We start from the raw sequence: 16,935 nt of genomic DNA on the forward strand, positions 1-16,935 counted from the left end.
CATGCGTCGGACGTGGCGAACCGGAACAGTTGCGGGTCACTCGCAGCGCAGCAGCCTGCAGCTATGATTTTTCGATGCCCTGCGCCTGCCACCGTCCGTCTCCTGCATCGTCCCCTTCGGTCGGCGCGTCCTCCTGATGGCCGCCCGTTGCGTGATGGTGCTCGGCACCACCAGCGGTGCCGGCAAGAGCTGGCTGGCGACGGCGCTGTGCCGCTGGTATGCGCGGCAGGGCCTGCGCGTGGCGCCCTTCAAGGCGCAGAACATGAGCAACAACGCCCGCGTGGTGCCCGCCCGCACCGACGCGGACCACGGCGGCGAAATCGGCAGTGCCCAGTATTTCCAGGCCCTGGCCGCGCGCGCCGTGCCGGACGTGCGCATGAACCCGCTGCTGCTCAAGCCCGAGCGCGACACGGCCAGCCAGGTGGTGTTGATGGGGCAGGTCGATGACCCACTGACCCGCACGCCCTGGCGCGAACGCAGCGCCGCCGTGTGGCCGCGCATCGCCGAGGCCTTCGACAGCCTGGCCGCCGACCATGACGTGGTGGTGCTCGAAGGCGCCGGCTCGCCGGCCGAGATCAACCTGATGGCCAGCGACATCGTCAACCTGCGCATGGCCCGCCATGCCGATGCGCGCTGCCTGCTGGTCAGCGACATCGACCGCGGCGGTGCCTTCGCCCATCTCTACGGCACCTGGGCGCTGATGCCCGAAGCGGACCGCGACCGCCTGGCCGGCTTCGTGCTCAACCGTTTTCGCGGCGATGCGTTACTGCTGGCGCCGGGGCCCGAACAGTTGCAGGGCCTGACCGGCGTGCCCACCGTGGCTACGCTGCCCATGTGGTGGCAGCACGGCCTGCCGGAGGAGGACGGCGTGTTCGACGACCAGCCCAGCGGCGACCGTTCGGCGGGCGGCCTCACGGTGGCGGTGCTCGCCTATCCGCGCATCAGCAACCTCGACGAATTCCAGCCGCTCAAGAAGGTGCCGGGCCTGCGGCTCGTCTGGGCGCGCACGCCCGAGGCGCTGGCGGGCGCCGACTGGATCGTGCTGCCCGGCTCCAAGGCCACCGCCAGCGATCTGGCCTGGCTGCGCGCGCAGGGGCTGGACCGCGCCATCGCCGCCCATGCCGCCGCGGGCGGCCGGGTGCTGGGCATCTGCGGCGGCCTGCAGATGCTGGGGGAGGCGCTGGTCGATCCCCACGGCATCGACGGCAACGCGCCCGGCCTGGGGCTGCTGCCCCTGGTCACCGTCTTCGAACGCGAGAAGACGGTGCGCCTGCGCCGCACCCGCTTCGAGGCCGTCAGCGGTGCGTGGTCCGCGCTGGCCGACGTGCCGCTGTCCGGCTACGAGATCCACCACGGCCAGACCGCCATGCACCCGCAACTCGCATCGCAGGGCCGGCCCGTGCTGCCCGACGGGCTGGGCTGGCAGAACACCGCGGGCAACGTGCTGGGCCTCTACCTGCACGGCCTGTTCGAGGACGCGGAAGCGGTCCGCGCGCTGTTCGGCGCCCAGGTTCCGACGCTGGATGCCACCTTCGACGGACTGGCCGACTACATCGACCGACACTTCGCGCCCGGCGTGCTGGCCGGGCTGATCGACCCGTGACCCGGCGGCGGGACTTGGCCGCGCTCAGCGCCCCTGACGGACACTGACAGAGGCGCCTGCGGCGGCTGGTGCCCCCGGCCGTCGCCCTTGAAACTGAAATGACCTTCTCACCAGACTCCTCGCTGCAGGACCTCGACCTGCCCCCCGTTGCCGACCTGCACGATGCCGCACTGGCCGACCGCCTGCAGGCCGCCATCGACAACAAGACCAAGCCGCTGGGTGCCCTGGGCCGGCTGGAGGCCCTGGCGCTGCGCCTGGGCCTGATCCTCGGCAGCGCCACGCCCACGCTGATCCAGCCCCAGGTGCTGGTGTGCGCCGCCGACCATGGCCTGGCGCAGCAGGGCGTGTCGGCCTATCCCGCCAACGTCACCTGGCAGATGGTGCACAACTTCCTGGCCGGCGGTGCGGCCGTGAGCGTGCTGGCCCGCCAGCACGGGCTGGCTCTCACGGTCGTCGACTGCGGCGTGCGCCAGCCCTTCGAAGCCGCGCCCGGCCTGCTGTCGCGCCGCCTCGGCGCCGGCACGGCCGATGCCTCGCAAGGCCCGGCCATGACGCCGCAGCAATGCGCGCAGGCCATCGCCAACGGCCGCGAGGTGATGCGCGGCCTGCCCGGCAATGCGCTGCTGCTGGGCGAGATGGGCATCGGCAACAGCTCGGCCGCGGCGCTGCTGCTGGCGCGGCTCACGGGGGCGGACATCGATGCCTGCACGGGCCCCGGCACCGGCCTGGACGCCGCCGGCCTCGTCCGCAAGCGCGCCGTGCTGCGCCAGGTGCTGGCACGGCATGCCGATGCCCACGAGCCGCTGGCGGCGCTGTGCGCCTTCGGCGGCTTCGAGATCGCCACTTTGGTCGGCGCGGTGCTGCAGGCGGCGGAGGAGCGGCGGGTGATCGTGGTCGACGGCTTCATCGCCAGTGCCGCCGTGCTGGTGGCGCAGGGCCTGCGGCCGCAGGTGGTGCAGCGCTGCGTCGCCGCCCATGGTTCGGCCGAGCCAGGCCATGCTCCCTTGCTGCAGGCGCTGGGCCTGCAGCCCTTGCTGGACCTGGGCCTGCGCCTGGGCGAAGGCTCGGGCGCCGCGCTGGCCTGGCCGCTGCTGGAATCGGCCTGCCGCATCCTGGGCGAGATGGCGAGCTTCGAATCGGCCGGCGTGTCGCGCCAGTCGGAATGAGCCGGCCATGAACGGCGTGCGGCACTTCCTGCTCGCCCTGCAGTTCTTCACCCGCATCCCGGTCACGGGTCGGCTGGCGGCCTGGGTGGGCTACAGCCCGCAGATGCTGCGGGCCAGTGCGGCGCACTTTCCCGGCGTGGGCTGGGTGGTGGGGCTGATCGCGGCGGCGGTGTTCGGGCTGGGTCTGGCCGGCCTGCATGGGCCCATGGGCGCACTGGCCGCCGCCGTGCTGGCCACGGCCGCGACGGTGTGGGCGACCGGTGGCTTCCACGAGGATGGGCTGGCCGACACGGCGGACGGGCTCGGCGGCTCGTCGCAGCGCGAGCGCGCGCTGGCCATCATGAAGGACTCGCGCATCGGCAGCTTCGGCGCGCTCGCGCTGTGGCTGGCGCTGGGGCTCAAGGCGGCGCTGCTGGCCACGCTGGCGGGGCAGGGCGTGATCGCTGCGACAGCGTCGCTGCTGGCGGCGCATGTGCTGTCGCGGCTGGCGCCGCTGTTCCTCATCCGGCGCCTGCCGCACGTGGGCGACAGCGCGACCTCCAAGTCCAAGCCGCTGGCCGACGCCTTGCCGCGCGGGGCGCTGGCGGTCGGGTTGGCCTGGTCGGTGCCGGCCGCGCTGTTGCTGCTGGCGGTCCAGGGCCTGCTGCACGGCCTGGCCGCACTGCTGCTGGGCGCGGCCGTGACGGCCTGGATGTTCCGCCTGCTGCGGCGCCGGCTCTGCGGCTTCACCGGCGATGGCCTGGGTGCCACGCAGCAGCTGTGCGAGCTGGCGATCTACCTCGCGCTGGCGTGGCGGCCCTGATGGACCGCCCCGACACCGCGCTGCCCCAACTCTGGCTGATGCGCCATGCGCGCGTGCAGGTCGCGCCGGGCCTGTGCTACGGCGCCACCGAGGTCGACGCCGACCCCGTGGCCACGCAGGAGGCCGCAGCGCAGGCGGCGCGCCTGCTGCCGCGCGACGTGGCCGTGCGCTGCTCGCCCGCCCGTCGTTGCCAGGACCTGGCGCGGGCACTCCACGCGCTGCGCCCGGACCTGGTCGGGCACACCGATCCACGGCTGGCGGAGATGGACTTCGGCGCCTGGGAAGGCCGGCTGTGGTCCGACATCGGCCGCGAGGCCATGGCCACGTGGACCCGCGACTTCGGCGAGACGCCCCCGGGCCTGCATGGCGAAAGCGTGCACCGCTTCCTGGACCGCATCGGCGCCGCCTGGGACGAATGGCGGCTCGGCGAGCGCGGGGAAGTCTGGATCACCCACGCCGGCGTGATCCGCGCGGTCGAGCTGATCGCTCAGGGGCGGCGGCGCATCGATGCGGCCAATGACTGGCCGGCGACGCCGGTGGCCTTCGGCTGCTGCATGCCCTGCGCAGGCGGCTGAAGGCGGGTCAGCGTCCCGCCCAGAAGGCCTGCTGCATCGCCACGGTTTCTTCGGCAATCTCGGGCACCGGGCCGATCAGCTCGACCGGCTTCTGGCAATGGTCGAAGACGTAGCGCGAGGGCACGCTCATCGTCGGGTTCTCGGCATGGTCGCCGGTGGCTTCGAGCAGCTGGTGCTCGGTCATGCCGAACACCACGCGGCCGATGTTGGCCCAGTAGGCGGTGCCGGCGCACATGCAGCAGGGCTCGACCGCGGTGTAGAGCGTGCAGCTCCACAGGAACTCGGGCGTGTAGTTGGTGGCCGCCACGCGCGCCAGCGTCGATTCGGCATGGTTGACGGTGTCGATGTTGCATTGCTCCAGCAGCACCGTCTCCTGGTCCGGCCCGACCAGGATGGCGCCGAAGGGATGGTGGCCCAGTTCCATGGCGCGGCGCGCCACGTCGTTGGAGCGGCGCAGGTGGCGCAGGATCTGCGCGTGCGTGGGCGCGAGGCCCTGGGGCGGGTAGGTCGGCGTGGTGGCGTCGTTCATGGCAGCAGGGCTTCGAGTTCGGGCAGCAGCAGGTCGGTCAGGGCCTGCGGGGCGGCCAGTTGCGGCACGTGGCCGCAGGGCAGGGTGAGGCGGCGGGCGCCGGGGCTGAGTTGCTGCATGCGGGCCTGCAGCGGGTGGTAGACGGACTGGTCGTCCAGGCATTCCACGTAGAAGCGGGGCACGCGGCCGAAGCGTTCCGGCGTCAAACGGTTGACCATGGCGCGCCCGCTTTCGGGTTGAGGACGCAGCAGGGCTGCGGCCTGCGCCGCTGCGGCGGGCGCGCAGTCGTGCACGAAGCAACGCAGCGCGCCTTCGGCCGGGACGCGGCTCGCGCTGCGGTCGGCATTCCATTGCAGCCAGGGCGTGATGCCCGAGAAATCGCGGCCCGGCTGCTCGGCCTGCACCTGCTGCACCAGCTCGCCGAAGCCCAGGCCCGAAGGCAGCATCATGCCGGCAAGGTAGACCAGCGCCGCCACCCGCTGCGGCAGGGCTTCGGCCACCTGGGAGGCGGTGATGCCGCCGCCGCTGTGGCCCAGCACCACGGCCGGTTCATCCAGGGCCTCGACCACCCCGGCCACGTGGGCGGTGTAGGCCGCCAGACTGGCGGGCGCATCGCCCAGCGGCGGCCAGCCGTTGCCGGGCAGGTCGACGGCATGCGGCTGCCAGCCGCGCTCGCGCAGCAGCGGCAGCCAGGCGTCGAAGGCCCAGGCGCCTTGCCAGGCGCCGTGGACGAGGACGATGTGGCGGGTCATGGCGACGCTCCTACTTCTTGTCCGGCGCCGGCGTCTTCGGCTTGAAGTCGCAGTACGCGGTCACGGCGCATTCCCAGCAGCGCGGCTTGCGCGCCACGCAGACGTAGCGGCCATGCAGAATCAGCCAGTGGTGCGCATGCAGGCGGTACTCGGCGGGCACGCGCTTGCCCAGCTTGAGTTCCACCGCCAGCGGCGTCTTGCCCGGCGCCAGGCCGGTGCGGTTGCTGACGCGGAAGATGTGGGTGTCCACCGCGATGGTCGGCTCGCCGAAGGCCACGTTGAGCACCACGTTGGCCGTCTTGCGGCCGACGCCGGGCAGGGCCTCCAGCGCCTCGCGGCTGCGCGGCACCTCGCCGCCGTACAGGTCCACCAGCATGCGGCAGGCCTCCATCAGGTGGCGGGCCTTGCTGCGGTACAGGCCGATGGTCTTGATGTAGCCCTCCAGGCCTTCCAGGCCCAGGTCGAGGATGGCCTGCGGCGTGTTCGCCACTGGGTAAAGCCTGCGCGTGGCCTTGTTGACGCCGACGTCGGTGGCCTGGGCCGACAGCAGCACCGCGGCCAGCAGCTCGAAGGGGGTGGTGTATTCCAGCTCGGTGGCGGGTGCCGGGTTGGCGGCCTGGAGCGTGGCGAAGAAGGGACCGATGTCGGCGACTTTCATGGGGCGGCGATTATGGGGCGCCGCCCCGGCCGGGCGATGCAGGGTCAGCGCAGGAAGACCTTCTGCATGAACTGCGCCACCGGCACCTGCACGGCGGCCTGCACGCGCGGGGGCAGTTCCAGCGGGCGCATCAGCATCTTGAGCGTGGGGCCGACTTCGAGGTTCGTGCGGATCACGCGGTTGAGGTCGTGGCTCACGGCGCGCAGGTAGGCCGGATCGGTGCCGCGCTCCGGCGCCCGGGCCGGGGCGATGTGGCGGATGGCGCAGTCGGCGTCCTCGCTCTTGAGCTCCAGCGTGCGCCTGGCGACGGTGCCGAAGACGCGCAGGCGGCCCAGGCCCTCCTGCTCGCGGTAGCGGCGGTAGTAGCGGTAGAAGTGCTTGTAGTGGTTGACCTCGTCGGCCGCGATGCGGCTGGCCAGGTCGTGGAAGACCGGCTCGCGGGTGAAGCGCGCCAGCGCCTTGTAGTAGGTCGCGGTGCCGGTCTCGACCACGCAGCGGGCCGACATCTCCAGCCCGCGCGTGGGCGCGAGCAGCTCGACCTTGCAATAGGTGGCGTATTCGGCCAGGAAGCTGCGGTAGGCCGGCTCCCAGTCGAAGTCGGGCCAGACGTGCTCCACATAGGCGCGCAGGGCACGGCCGTGCTGCAGTTCCTCGGGTTCCCACTGGCTGCGCAGCCAGCCGGCCACTTCGTCGTCGCCATCGAAATAGTCGGCCAGGTTCCGCGTGTAGAGGTCCGAGCCGCTTTCGATGAAGGAGGCGGAGCAGGCGAGGTAGAACAGCGTTTCGTCGCCGCGCGCCTTGTCGACGTCGATGCGCGCGAAATCCAGGTCGTCGAGGGTCCAGTGCGGTTTGGTGGGCGCGTCCAGCATGTGTTCTCCTTGCAGCCTTGGCCGCTGCCGTGGCGATGGGGTCCATACCCTATGGCTTTTCGCCATTTTTTTCAGTAGGAATTCGTCACGAAGCCGCTGTTTTTTGCAGGTATCGCGCAGTCCCGCTGACGGGATGTTGACCGTCCGCATTCCCGCATAGGGCGGGCGCGGCCCGAAGCCCCGCCGCCTGGGGCACAGCCACCCCCAAACCTATAATCGAATGTTCTGCGAAATCAGGCACTTGGGCCGGCCATCGGGGCCTGCATCAGGCGCCCCCAAGCCGCGGCGCACCGCCGCGGTACAGAGCGACCACACCACATGAGCCAGCCCATCTTCACGGTTGCGGACATCCGCAAGACCTTCCTCGACTTCTTCGAATCCAAGGGCCACACCGTTGTCGCGTCCAGCCCGTTGGTGCCGGGCAACGACCCGACGCTGATGTTCACCAACTCGGGCATGGTGCAGTTCAAGGACGTGTTCCTGGGCGAGGACAAGCGGCCCTACGTGCGAGCGACCTCCGTCCAGGCCTGCCTGCGCGCCGGCGGCAAGCACAACGACCTGGAGAACGTGGGCTACACCGCCCGCCACCACACCTTCTTCGAAATGCTGGGCAACTGGAGCTTCGGCGACTACTTCAAGCGCGAGTCGCTCAAGTGGGGCTGGGAGCTGCTGACCCAGGTCTTCAAGCTGCCGGCCGACAAGCTGCTGGCCACGGTCTACCACGAGGACGACGAGGCCTACGACATCTGGACGAAGGAAATCGGTCTGCCGCCCGAGCGCGTGATCCGCATCGGCGACAACAAGGGCGGCAAGTACAAGTCCGACAACTTCTGGATGATGGCCGACACCGGCCCCTGCGGCCCCTGCTCGGAGATCTTCTACGACCACGGCCCGCACATCCCCGGCGGCCCCCCGGGCAGCCCCGAAGAGGACGGCGACCGCTTCATCGAGATCTGGAACCACGTGTTCATGCAGTTCGACATGAAGGAAGACGGCAGCGTCGTGAAGCTGCCCGCGCCCTGCGTGGACACCGGCATGGGCCTGGAGCGCCTGGCGGCCATCCTGCAGCACGTGCACAGCAACTACGAGATCGACCTCTTCGACGCGCTGATCAAGGCCGCCGCGCGCGAGACCGGCTGCACCGACCTGGCCAACCCCTCGCTCAAGGTCATCGCCGACCACATCCGCGCCACCTCCTTCCTGGTGAGCGACGGCGTGGTGCCCAGCAACGAGGGCCGCGGCTACGTGCAGCGCCGCATCATCCGCCGCGCCATCCGCCACGGCTACAAGCTGGGCCGCAAGAAGCCCTTCTTCCACAAGCTGGTGGCCGACCTGGTCGCGCTGATGGGCGCCGCCTACCCGCGCCTGCAGGCCCAGGCCCAGCACATCACCGACACGCTCAAGGCCGAGGAAGAGCGCTTCTACGAGACCCTGGCCAACGGCATGGACATCCTGGACACGGCCCTGGCCGGCGGCCAGAAGACGCTCCCGGGCGAGGTGGCCTTCAAGCTGCACGACACCTACGGCTTCCCGCTCGACCTGACGCAGGACGTCTGCCGCGAGCGCGACGTCACGGTCGACGAGGCCGGCTTCAATGCCGCCATGGAGCGCCAGAAGGCCGCCGGCCGCGCCGCCGGCAAGTTCAAGATGGAGCGCGCCGTCGAATACGCGGGCGCCGGCAACGTCTTCACCGGCTACGAGCACCTGCAGGAGGCCGCCAAGGTGGTGGCCCTGTACCACGAGGGCGCGGCCGTGCAGCAGCTGGCCCAGGGCCAGGCCGGCATCGTGGTGCTCGACACCACGCCCTTCTATTCGGAGAGCGGCGGCCAGGTGGGCGACCAGGGCCTGATCACCGCCGAGGGCATCGTCTTCGGCGTGCAGGACACGCAGAAGATCAAGGCCGACGTCTTCGGCCACCACGGCATGCAGACCCAGGGCACGCTCAAGGTGGGCGATGCCGTCACGGCCGCCGTGGACGGCGAGCGCCGCGCCGCCACCGCCCGCAACCACAGCGTCACCCACCTGATGCACAAGGCCCTGCGCGAGGTGCTGGGCACGCATGTGCAGCAGAAGGGCTCGCTGGTCGATGCCGACAAGACCCGCTTCGACTTCGCCCACAACGCGCCCGTGACCGCGGTGCAGATGGCCGAGATCGAGCAGCGCGTCAACGCCGAGGTGCTGGCCAATGCGGCGACGCAGGCGCGGGTGCTGCCGCTCGAAGAAGCCCAGAAGACGGGCGCCATGATGCTGTTCGGCGAGAAGTACGGCGAGACCGTGCGTGTGCTGGACATCGGCAGCAGCCGCGAACTGTGCGGCGGCACGCACGTGCAGCGCACCGGCGACATCGGCCTGTTCAAGATCGTCAGCGAATCGGGTGTGGCCGCCGGCGTGCGCCGGATCGAGGCCGTCACCGGCCTGAATGCGCTGGCCTACCTGCAGGGCCTGGAAGGCACCGTGCAGAGCGTGGCCGCCACGCTCAAGACGCCGGCCACCGAGGTGCAGCCGCGCCTGGCCCAGGTGCTCGACCAGGTGCGTGCGCTGGAGAAGGAGATCGGCGCGCTCAAGGGCAAGCTGGCCTCCAGCCAGGGCGACGAACTGGCGGGCTCGGCCGTCGAGGTCAAGGGCGTGAAGGTGCTGGCGGCCAAGCTGGATGGCGCCGATGCCAAGACGCTGCGCGACACCATGGACCAGCTCAAGAACAAGCTCAAGAGCGCCATCGTCGTGCTCGCCGCCGTCGACGGCGCCAAGGTGCAGATCGCCGCGGGCGTCACGGCCGACCTCACGGCCAAGGCCAAGGCCGGCGAGCTGGTCAACTTCGTCGCCCAGCAGGTGGGTGGCAAGGGCGGCGGCAAGGCCGACATGGCCATGGCCGGCGGCACCGACGCGGCAGCCGTGCCGCAGGCCCTGGCCTCGGTGCAGGGCTGGGTGGCCGAGCGGCTCTGACCCCGGCACCTTGGCCGGCAGCGGCCGGGCGTCGGCTGGCGCTCAGCGCCGCGCCACCAGCGCGCTCAGCACGCCTCTGAGCGTCACCGCCGCGGCCCGGCGGCCGGCAGGGTCCGCGGCCATCTGCGCCCGCACGATGGCGCCGTCGAAGGCCAGGGCCGCGGCGTCGGCCAGCGGGCCCTGCAGCGGCCCGTCGGGCAGCAGTTGGGCGATCACCTGCGTCATTTCCGCCTTATGGGCCTGCGCCACCGCGGCGGCCTCGGGCAGGGCCGGGCCCAGTTCGACCACCGTGTTGATGAAGGCGCAGCCGCGGAAATCCGGCTGCGCGCACCATTCCTCCAGCACGTCCACCAGAAGCAGCAGGCGCGCGCCGCCATGCGCGGCGTCGGCTGCGCCGTGGCGGCCCAGGGCGTCGATGAACCAGGCCATCCAGCGGTCGTGCCGATGGTCCAGGAACGCGCGCACCAGGGCGTCCTTGCTCGGAAAGTGCCGGTAGAAGGTGAGCTTGGCCACGCCCGATTCGGCGATCAGCCGGTCCACGCCCGTGGCGCGGATGCCGTCGCGGTAGAACAGGTCGTGGGCCGTCGCGAGGATGCGGTCGCGCGCCGGCAGGTCGGCCACTGGCAGGGCAGGGGAAGTCATGCGGGCATTGTAGACAGAGCTGTCTACCTGGGTTATCGTGCGTCCACGCAGGTAGACAGACCTGTCTACTCGGCGGCCTTTCGAACCACCCACCGCTGCTGCCCGGCTACACCATGACCGACACCCGCCCACCGCTACCGCCCTTCACGCTCGAATCCGCCACCCAGAAGGTGCGCGGCGCCGAGGACGCGTGGAACTCGCGCGATCCCGACCGGGTCGCCCAGGTCTATACCGAGGACACGGTCTGGCGCAACCGCACCGAGTTCCCGGTCGGCCGTGAGGCCGCGCGCGCCTTCCTGCAGCGCAAGTGGGCGCGCGAGCTGGACTACCGGCTGATCAAGGGCCTGTGGGCCTTCGGTGGCAACCGCATCGCGGTGCGCTTCGCCTACGAATGGCACGACGACTCGGGCCACTGGTTCCGCAGCTACGGCAACGAGAACTGGGAGTTCAACGAACACGGCCTGATGCAGCGGCGCTTCGCGAGCATCAACGACCTGCCGATCGCCGAAAGCGACCGGCGCTTCCATTGGCCGCTGGGCCGGCGGCCCGATGACCATCCGGGGCTTGAAGAACTGGGCCTCTGACCGGACCGGCGCCGCGCACCATCCGGGCACGGCCGTTGCATGCGGATGGTGCATGGCTGTGCACGATCCTGGCGTCCTCATGGGCGCACTTCCCCCGCTGGACCTGGGCGAAGGCACGCCCTGGCACCGCCGACTGGGCCTGCTGCTGGAGTCCACCGGCGAGGGCATCTTCGGCATCGACCTGGACGGCCACTGCATGTTCATCAGCCGCGCGGGGGCCCAACTGCTGGGCCACGAGGCGGCCGAGGTGCTGGGCCGCAACATGCACGAGCTGACGCACCATTCGCATCCCGACGGCTCGGCCTATGCCGACACCGACTGCCCCATCTTCAACGCCTTCCGCCGCGGCCTGCCCTGCCGCATCGACAGCGAGGTGTTCTGGCGCCGCGACGGCAGCAGCTTCGCGGTCGAATACTCCAGCTATCCCATCGTGGACGGCGACACGGTGCGCGGCGCGGTCATCACCTTCGTCGACATCACCGAGCGCAAGCGCGCCGCCGAGGCGCTGCGCCAGTCGCGCGACGAGCTGGAGCAGCGCGTGGCCGCGCGCACGGCCGAACTCAGCGCGGCGCTGAGCCAGGTGCGGGCGCTGTCCGCCTGGATGGACTCGGTGCGCGAGGAGGAGCGCACGCGCATCGCCCGCGAGGTGCACGACGAGCTCGGCAGCCTGCTGGTGGCGATGAAGATGGACGTGGACTGGGTCAACCGCCGCCTGGGCGAGCAGAAGGCGCGCGGGCCCGACGAGGCCGAGGCCATGCGCCTTCAGCTGCGCTGCAAATGCGACAACATGAGCCAGCTCATCGAACGCGCCGTGGACAACGTGGGCCGCATCATCACCGACCTGCGGCCCAGCATCCTCGACCACCAGGGCCTGTGGGCCGCACTGGAATGGCAGGCCAACGAATTCGTGCAGTCGGCCGAGCTCGCGCTGGGCTGGCGCATGGCGGTGGACGATGCGCCCGAGTTGCCCGAGCCGGCCGCGATGGCGGTGTTCCGCATCTTCCAGGAGATGCTGAGCAACGTCGGCCGCCATGCCCGTGCCAGCCGGGTCGACATCGACATCCGCGTCGCCGGCGGCCACCTGCATCTGATGGTGAGCGACGACGGCATCGGCGCACCGGTGCAGGCCTTCCATGCGCCGGGCTCCTACGGCATCCGTGGCATGCGCGAGCGGGCGCTGCATTTCGGCGGCATCGTGGACGTGCACAGCACGCCGGGGCAGGGCACGACGCTGCACCTGCGCATGCCGGTCTCCCAGCCATGACGACCTCGACCGCTCCTTCCCGAACCGGCACCGTGCGCGTGCTGATCGGCGACGACCACCGCATCGTGCGCGAGGGCCTGCGCCAGGTGCTGGGCGACCCGGCCAACGGTGCGCCCGAGATCGTGGTCGCTGCCGAGGCCGTGACCGGCCCCGAGGTGCTGGCCCAGGTCGCCGCGCTCGGCGGCCGGGCCGGCATCGACCTGGTGCTGCTGGACATCGCGCTGCCCGGCCGCGACGGGCTCGACGTGCTGCAGGCGCTGCGCGCCGACTGGCCCCAGCTCCCGGTCGTGATGATCTCCACCTACCCTGAGCGCCAGTACGCCGTGCGCTGCATCCGCCTGGGTGCGGCCGGCTACCTCAACAAGAGTGCCGATGCGGACGAGATGGTGGCGGCCGTGCGCAAGGCGGCGGCCGGCGGCATCTATGTGACCGCGGCCACCGCCGAGGCGCTGGCCGCCGCCATGGGCCGGGGCGGTGCCGCCACCGAGGCGCTGTCGCACCGGGAGCACCAGGTCTTCCGCCTGCTCACGACGGGGCACAGCGTGAGCGAGATTGGTGCGCGGCTGGGCCTGGCGCCCAACACGGTCAGCACCTACCGGGCGCGCGTGCTCGAAAAGACCGGCACCAAGAACGACGTCGAGCTGGCGCTCTACGCCGAAAGGCTGGCGCAGGGCGGCAGCCGGCCCTGAAACCGCCGCCCGTGTAGTGGCAGCCCTACACGGGCTCGATGGTCCGGGCACGATTTGCGGATGCGACGGCGGTTCGGGCCCCTTCCGGCCCGCGCGTTGCAAGGACGAGGACATTCCATCAACGAGGTGAAGCATGTCCCGTCTGCCTGCCATCGACCGCCGTTCCGACCCCTACGACGCCGACCGTCCGCTCATGCTGCGCTGCGCCTGCGGCCAGGACCATGCGCCGGGCGACCACGCGGGCGCCACCACCGCCGCGGCCAGCGTGGACGAGGCCTCGCGCGACTTCGTGGAGGCCAGCCTGGTGAAGGCGCTCTTTCCGCACGAGCCGCTGCGCCGGCGCTTCCTGCAGGCCGTGGGCGCCGGCACCGCGCGCGCGGCCATCGCCTCGCTGCTGCCGGTGGCCTCGCTGCAGGCCATGGCGCAGGAGCAGCGCCCGCCCGAGAAGAAGGACCTCAAGATCGGCTTCATCGCCATCACCTGCGCCACGCCGCTGATCATGGCCGACCCTCTGGGCTTCTACAAAAAGGAAGGCCTCAACGTCCAGCTCAACAAGACGGCCGGCTGGGCCCTCATCCGCGACAAGATGCTCAGCCGCGAGCACGACGCCAGCCACTTCCTGTCGCCCATGCCGCTGGCGATCAGCATGGGGCTGGGCTCAACCCAGGTGCCGATGAAGGTGGCCACCATCCAGAACACCAACGGCCAGGCCATCACCCTGCACGTCAAGCACAAGGACAAGCGGGACCCGAAGCAGTGGAAGGGCATGAAGTTCGCCGTGCCCTTCGAATACAGCATGCACAACTTCCTGCTGCGCTACTACTTGGCGGAGCATGGCGTGAACCCCGACACCGACGTGCAGATCCGCGTGACGCCGCCGCCCGAGATGGTGGCCAACCTGCGCGCGGGCAACATCGACGGCTTCCTGGGGCCGGACCCGTTCAACCAGCGCGCGGTCTACGACGAGGTGGGCTTCATCCACATCCTGTCGAAGGAAATCTGGGACGGCCACCCCTGCTGCGCCTTCGGCGTGAGCGAGGCCTTCATCCAGCAGAACCCGGCCACCTTCGCGGCGCTGTACCGCGCGGTGATCAACGCCTCCTTCATGGCCAGCCAGCCCAAGGACCGCGAGCTGATCGCCAAGGTGATCGCACCGACGCAGTACCTCAACCAGCCCGAGACCGTGATCGCGCAGGTGCTCACCGGCAAGTACGCCGACGGCCTGGGCGCTGTGAAGAACGTGCCCGAGCGCGCCAACTTCGACCCCGTGCCCTGGCAGAGCATGGCCGTGTGGATGCTCACCCAGATGAAGCGCTGGGGCTACATCAAGGGCGAGGTCGACTACCGCCAGATCGCCGAGAAGGTCTTCCTGCTCACCGATGCCAAGAAGCAGATGGCGGCGGCCGGCTGGAAGGCACCCGAGGGCGCCTATCCGCGCTTCAAGGTGATGGGCAAGGAGTTCGACCCGGCCCGCCCCGAGGAGTACGTCAAGAGCTTCGCCATCGCGAAGACGGCCTGAGGCGGAGCGCACATGGCCATGAACAGGACTTCACCCTCGCTCGCCCTGCGGGCGGCCATCCTGTCGCTGCTGCTGCTCGTGCTGCTGCTGGGCGCCTGGCACCTGGCCACGGCGCCGGTGGCCTCGGCCGCCAGCACGGCCGGCCTGACGCAGGAGCAGATCGACTACCTCAAACTCATGGGCAAGGACCCGGCGGCCGGCACCCCGAAGAGCGACGGCTTTCCCACGCCGGCCCAGCTGGGCCGCACCATCGTCGAAGAGCTGTCCGATCCCTTCTACGACAACGGCCCCAACGACAAGGGCATCGCGATCCAGCTCGGCTGGTCGCTGCTGCGGGTGGGGCTGGGCTTTGCGCTGGCTTGCCTGGTGGCGGTGCCGGCGGGCTTCCTGATCGGCATGTCGCCGCTGATGCGCAAGGCCTTCGACCCCTTCATCCAGGTGCTCAAGCCGATCTCGCCCCTGGCCTGGATGCCGCTGGCGCTCTACACCATCAAGGATTCGTCGGTGTCGGGCGTGTTCGTCATCTTCATCTGCTCGGTGTGGCCGATGCTGATCAACACCGCCTTCGGCGTGGCCTCGGTCAAGCGCGAATGGCTCAACGTCGCCAGCACGCTGGAGGTGCGGCCCCTGCGCCGGGCGCTGCGGGTGATCCTGCCGGCGGCGGCGCCCACCATCTTCACCGGCATGCGCATCAGCATGGGCATCGCCTGGCTGGTGATCGTGGCGGCCGAGATGCTGGTGGGCGGCACCGGCATCGGCTACTTCCTGTGGAACGAGTGGAACAACCTGTCGCTCACCCACGTGATCTTCGCCATCCTGCTGATCGGCGTGGTCGGCATGCTGCTGGACCTGGGCTTCGCGGCGCTGCAGAAGAAGGTGACCTATGTGGAGTGAGCCCGCCATGATGGCCATGCCCCCGGTCGAGGCCGGCCCCGTGGCGGCGGCGGCCGCCGCACCGGCCGCGCCGTCTGCCGCTGCCGACTTTCTGCAGGTGCAGGGCCTGGGTCGCGTGTTCCAGCCCGGCCGGCCGGTGTTCGCCGACGTCAGCTTCGGCGTCGCCCGCGGCGAGTTCGTCTGCATCATCGGCCACTCCGGCTGCGGCAAGACCACCATCCTCAACGTGCTGGCCGGGCTGGACGAGGCCGACCAGGGCCACGTCTTCATGGACGGCCGCGAGGTGCGCGGGCCCAGCCTGGAGCGCGGCGTGGTGTTCCAGAGCCATGCGCTCATGCCCTGGCTCACGGTGCGCCGCAACATCGCCTTCGCCGTCGAATCGCGCTGGCCGCAATGGCCCCGTTCGCAGGTGGCGGCGCACGTCGAGAAGTACGTGGCCCTGGTCGGCCTGTCGGCCGCGCTGGACAAGAAGCCCTCGCAGCTGTCGGGCGGCATGAAGCAGCGCGTGGGCATCGCCCGCGCCTTCGCCATCGAGCCCAAGATGCTGCTGCTGGACGAGCCCTTCGGCGCGCTCGATGCGCTCACCCGCGGCACGATCCAGGACGAGCTGCTGGCCATCGTGCAGCGCACGCAGCAGACGGTGTTCATGATCACCCACGACGTGGACGAAGCCATCCTGCTGGCCGACCGCATCCTGCTGATGCGCAACGGCGTTGAATTGCCGGACGGCCAGTGGCGGCCGGGCGGCATCGCCGAGTCGGTGCAGGTTGCGCTGCCGCGTGATCGCAGTCGCGCCGGCCTGCATCGGCTGCCCGGCTATTACGAGCTGCGCAACCACATCGTCGACTTTCTCGTCAGCCGCGCGCATGCCGCCTGATGCCTTTTCCCTTTTTCCAACCCCGAGCCACGCAACAAGGAGCCATTCCATGAACCGCAACGACGTCACCGAAAAGATCATCGCCACCAAGGTGTCCAAGGGCATCACCTGGGCCTCCGTGGCCGAGCAGGTCGGCCTGTCCAAGGAATGGGTCACGGCCGCCTGCCTGGGCCAGATGACGCTGGACGCGACCCAGGCCGCGACCCTCGGCGAAATCTTCGGCCTGAGCGCCGACGAGCAGAAATGGCTGCAGGTGGTGCCCTACAAGGGCTCGCTGCCCACGCCCGTGCCCACCGATCCGCTGATCTACCGCTGGTACGAGATCGTCAGCGTCTACGGCACCACCATCAAGGAACTGATCCACGAGGAATTCGGCGACGGGATCATGAGCGCCATCGACTTCAAGATGGACATCGTGCGCGAAGCCGATCCCAAGGGCGACCGCGTGAACGTGGTGCTGTCGGGCAAGTTCCTGCCGTACAAGACATATTGAGACCACCCCGTTTGGACTTCCTCACTGCGTGTGGAAGTCCAATCCCCTCAAGGGGCGCACCCGGCGGCCCGGCAAA

General features: G+C 70.3%; 17 protein-coding genes. 12 read left to right on the forward strand and 5 right to left on the reverse strand.

All coding sequences use genetic code 11. The features are described from left to right. Window positions 1-136: 136 nt before the first annotated feature. The 4 genes from NS331_RS18180 (at window position 137) to NS331_RS18195 (ending at window position 4,146) form a co-directional block, all read left to right on the forward strand. Window positions 137-1,603: a cobyric acid synthase gene (locus tag NS331_RS18180; RefSeq protein WP_058643368.1), complete on the forward strand. Its 1,467-nt coding sequence runs from the start codon at window positions 137-139 to the stop codon at window positions 1,601-1,603. Window positions 1,604-1,701: 98 nt separating this feature from the next. Next, a complete protein-coding gene (cobT, locus tag NS331_RS18185; RefSeq protein WP_058643369.1) occupies window positions 1,702-2,769 on the forward strand; it encodes a nicotinate-nucleotide--dimethylbenzimidazole phosphoribosyltransferase in 1,068 nt (355 codons plus the stop codon). A gap of 7 nt (window positions 2,770-2,776) precedes the next feature. After that, window positions 2,777-3,571, forward strand: a complete 795-nt coding sequence (locus NS331_RS18190) for an adenosylcobinamide-GDP ribazoletransferase (RefSeq protein WP_058643370.1) — start codon at window positions 2,777-2,779, stop codon at window positions 3,569-3,571. Next, entirely contained in the window at window positions 3,571-4,146 is a 576-nt protein-coding gene (locus NS331_RS18195; RefSeq protein WP_058643384.1) for a histidine phosphatase family protein, read from the forward strand. Before NS331_RS18190 ends, NS331_RS18195 begins: the two co-directional genes overlap by 1 nt. A 7-nt stretch (window positions 4,147-4,153) precedes the next feature. Here NS331_RS18195 and NS331_RS18200 read toward each other — a convergent pair whose 3' ends face one another. The 4 genes from NS331_RS18200 to NS331_RS18215 are packed head-to-tail and all read right to left on the reverse strand — an operon-like array spanning window position 4,154 to window position 6,954. Beyond that, window positions 4,154-4,675, reverse strand: a complete 522-nt coding sequence (locus NS331_RS18200; protein ID WP_058643371.1) for a nucleoside deaminase — start codon at window positions 4,673-4,675, stop codon at window positions 4,154-4,156. Continuing rightward, window positions 4,672-5,427: an alpha/beta fold hydrolase gene (locus NS331_RS18205; protein ID WP_058643372.1), complete on the reverse strand. Its 756-nt coding sequence runs from the start codon at window positions 5,425-5,427 to the stop codon at window positions 4,672-4,674. Before NS331_RS18205 ends, NS331_RS18200 begins: the two co-directional genes overlap by 4 nt. A gap of 10 nt (window positions 5,428-5,437) precedes the next feature. After that, window positions 5,438-6,085 carry an endonuclease III gene (gene nth, locus NS331_RS18210; RefSeq protein ID WP_058643373.1) on the reverse strand — a complete coding sequence of 216 codons (648 nt, stop codon included), beginning with the start codon at window positions 6,083-6,085 and terminating at the stop codon, window positions 5,438-5,440. A gap of 44 nt (window positions 6,086-6,129) precedes the next feature. Further along, a complete protein-coding gene (locus NS331_RS18215) occupies window positions 6,130-6,954 on the reverse strand; it encodes a ferritin-like domain-containing protein (RefSeq protein ID WP_058643374.1) in 825 nt (274 codons plus the stop codon). A 318-nt stretch (window positions 6,955-7,272) separates the two neighbouring features. On the opposite strand from NS331_RS18215, the gene alaS reads away from it, so the two are divergent. After that, window positions 7,273-9,897: an alanine--tRNA ligase gene (gene alaS / locus NS331_RS18220; RefSeq protein WP_058643375.1), complete on the forward strand. Its 2,625-nt coding sequence runs from the start codon at window positions 7,273-7,275 to the stop codon at window positions 9,895-9,897. Between the two features lie 42 nt (window positions 9,898-9,939). On the opposite strand, the gene NS331_RS18225 is transcribed toward alaS, so the two are convergent. After that, window positions 9,940-10,539, reverse strand: coding sequence for a TetR/AcrR family transcriptional regulator (locus NS331_RS18225; RefSeq protein ID WP_058643376.1), 600 nt, complete (start codon window positions 10,537-10,539; stop codon window positions 9,940-9,942). A gap of 113 nt (window positions 10,540-10,652) precedes the next feature. Between NS331_RS18225 and NS331_RS18230 the strand changes: the two genes are divergently transcribed. From NS331_RS18230 to cynS, 7 genes are all read left to right on the forward strand, one after another. Beyond that, window positions 10,653-11,123 (forward strand): nuclear transport factor 2 family protein, encoded by a 471-nt coding sequence (locus NS331_RS18230; protein WP_058643377.1) that lies wholly within the window; start codon window positions 10,653-10,655, stop codon window positions 11,121-11,123. A 79-nt stretch (window positions 11,124-11,202) separates the two neighbouring features. Continuing rightward, window positions 11,203-12,387, forward strand: coding sequence for a PAS domain-containing sensor histidine kinase (locus NS331_RS18235; RefSeq protein WP_058643378.1), 1,185 nt, complete (start codon window positions 11,203-11,205; stop codon window positions 12,385-12,387). Next, complete coding sequence (locus NS331_RS18240) at window positions 12,384-13,076, forward strand: response regulator transcription factor (protein ID WP_058643379.1); 693 nt, start codon at window positions 12,384-12,386, stop codon at window positions 13,074-13,076. Before NS331_RS18235 ends, NS331_RS18240 begins: the two co-directional genes overlap by 4 nt. A gap of 133 nt (window positions 13,077-13,209) precedes the next feature. Then, window positions 13,210-14,595: a CmpA/NrtA family ABC transporter substrate-binding protein gene (locus NS331_RS18245; protein ID WP_058643380.1), complete on the forward strand. Its 1,386-nt coding sequence runs from the start codon at window positions 13,210-13,212 to the stop codon at window positions 14,593-14,595. 18 nt (window positions 14,596-14,613) lie between these two features. Beyond that, window positions 14,614-15,489 carry a nitrate ABC transporter permease gene (gene ntrB, locus NS331_RS18250; protein ID WP_058643385.1) on the forward strand — a complete coding sequence of 292 codons (876 nt, stop codon included), beginning with the start codon at window positions 14,614-14,616 and terminating at the stop codon, window positions 15,487-15,489. Next, window positions 15,479-16,366, forward strand: coding sequence for an ABC transporter ATP-binding protein (locus NS331_RS18255; RefSeq protein WP_082702596.1), 888 nt, complete (start codon window positions 15,479-15,481; stop codon window positions 16,364-16,366). Before ntrB ends, NS331_RS18255 begins: the two co-directional genes overlap by 11 nt. A 49-nt stretch (window positions 16,367-16,415) precedes the next feature. Then, window positions 16,416-16,859 carry a cyanase gene (gene cynS, locus NS331_RS18260; RefSeq protein ID WP_058643381.1) on the forward strand — a complete coding sequence of 148 codons (444 nt, stop codon included), beginning with the start codon at window positions 16,416-16,418 and terminating at the stop codon, window positions 16,857-16,859. Window positions 16,860-16,935 lie beyond the last annotated feature (76 nt).

This window comes from Pseudacidovorax intermedius (genome assembly GCF_001476815.1).
Taxonomy (GTDB): domain Bacteria; phylum Pseudomonadota; class Gammaproteobacteria; order Burkholderiales; family Burkholderiaceae_C; genus Xenophilus; species Xenophilus intermedius_A.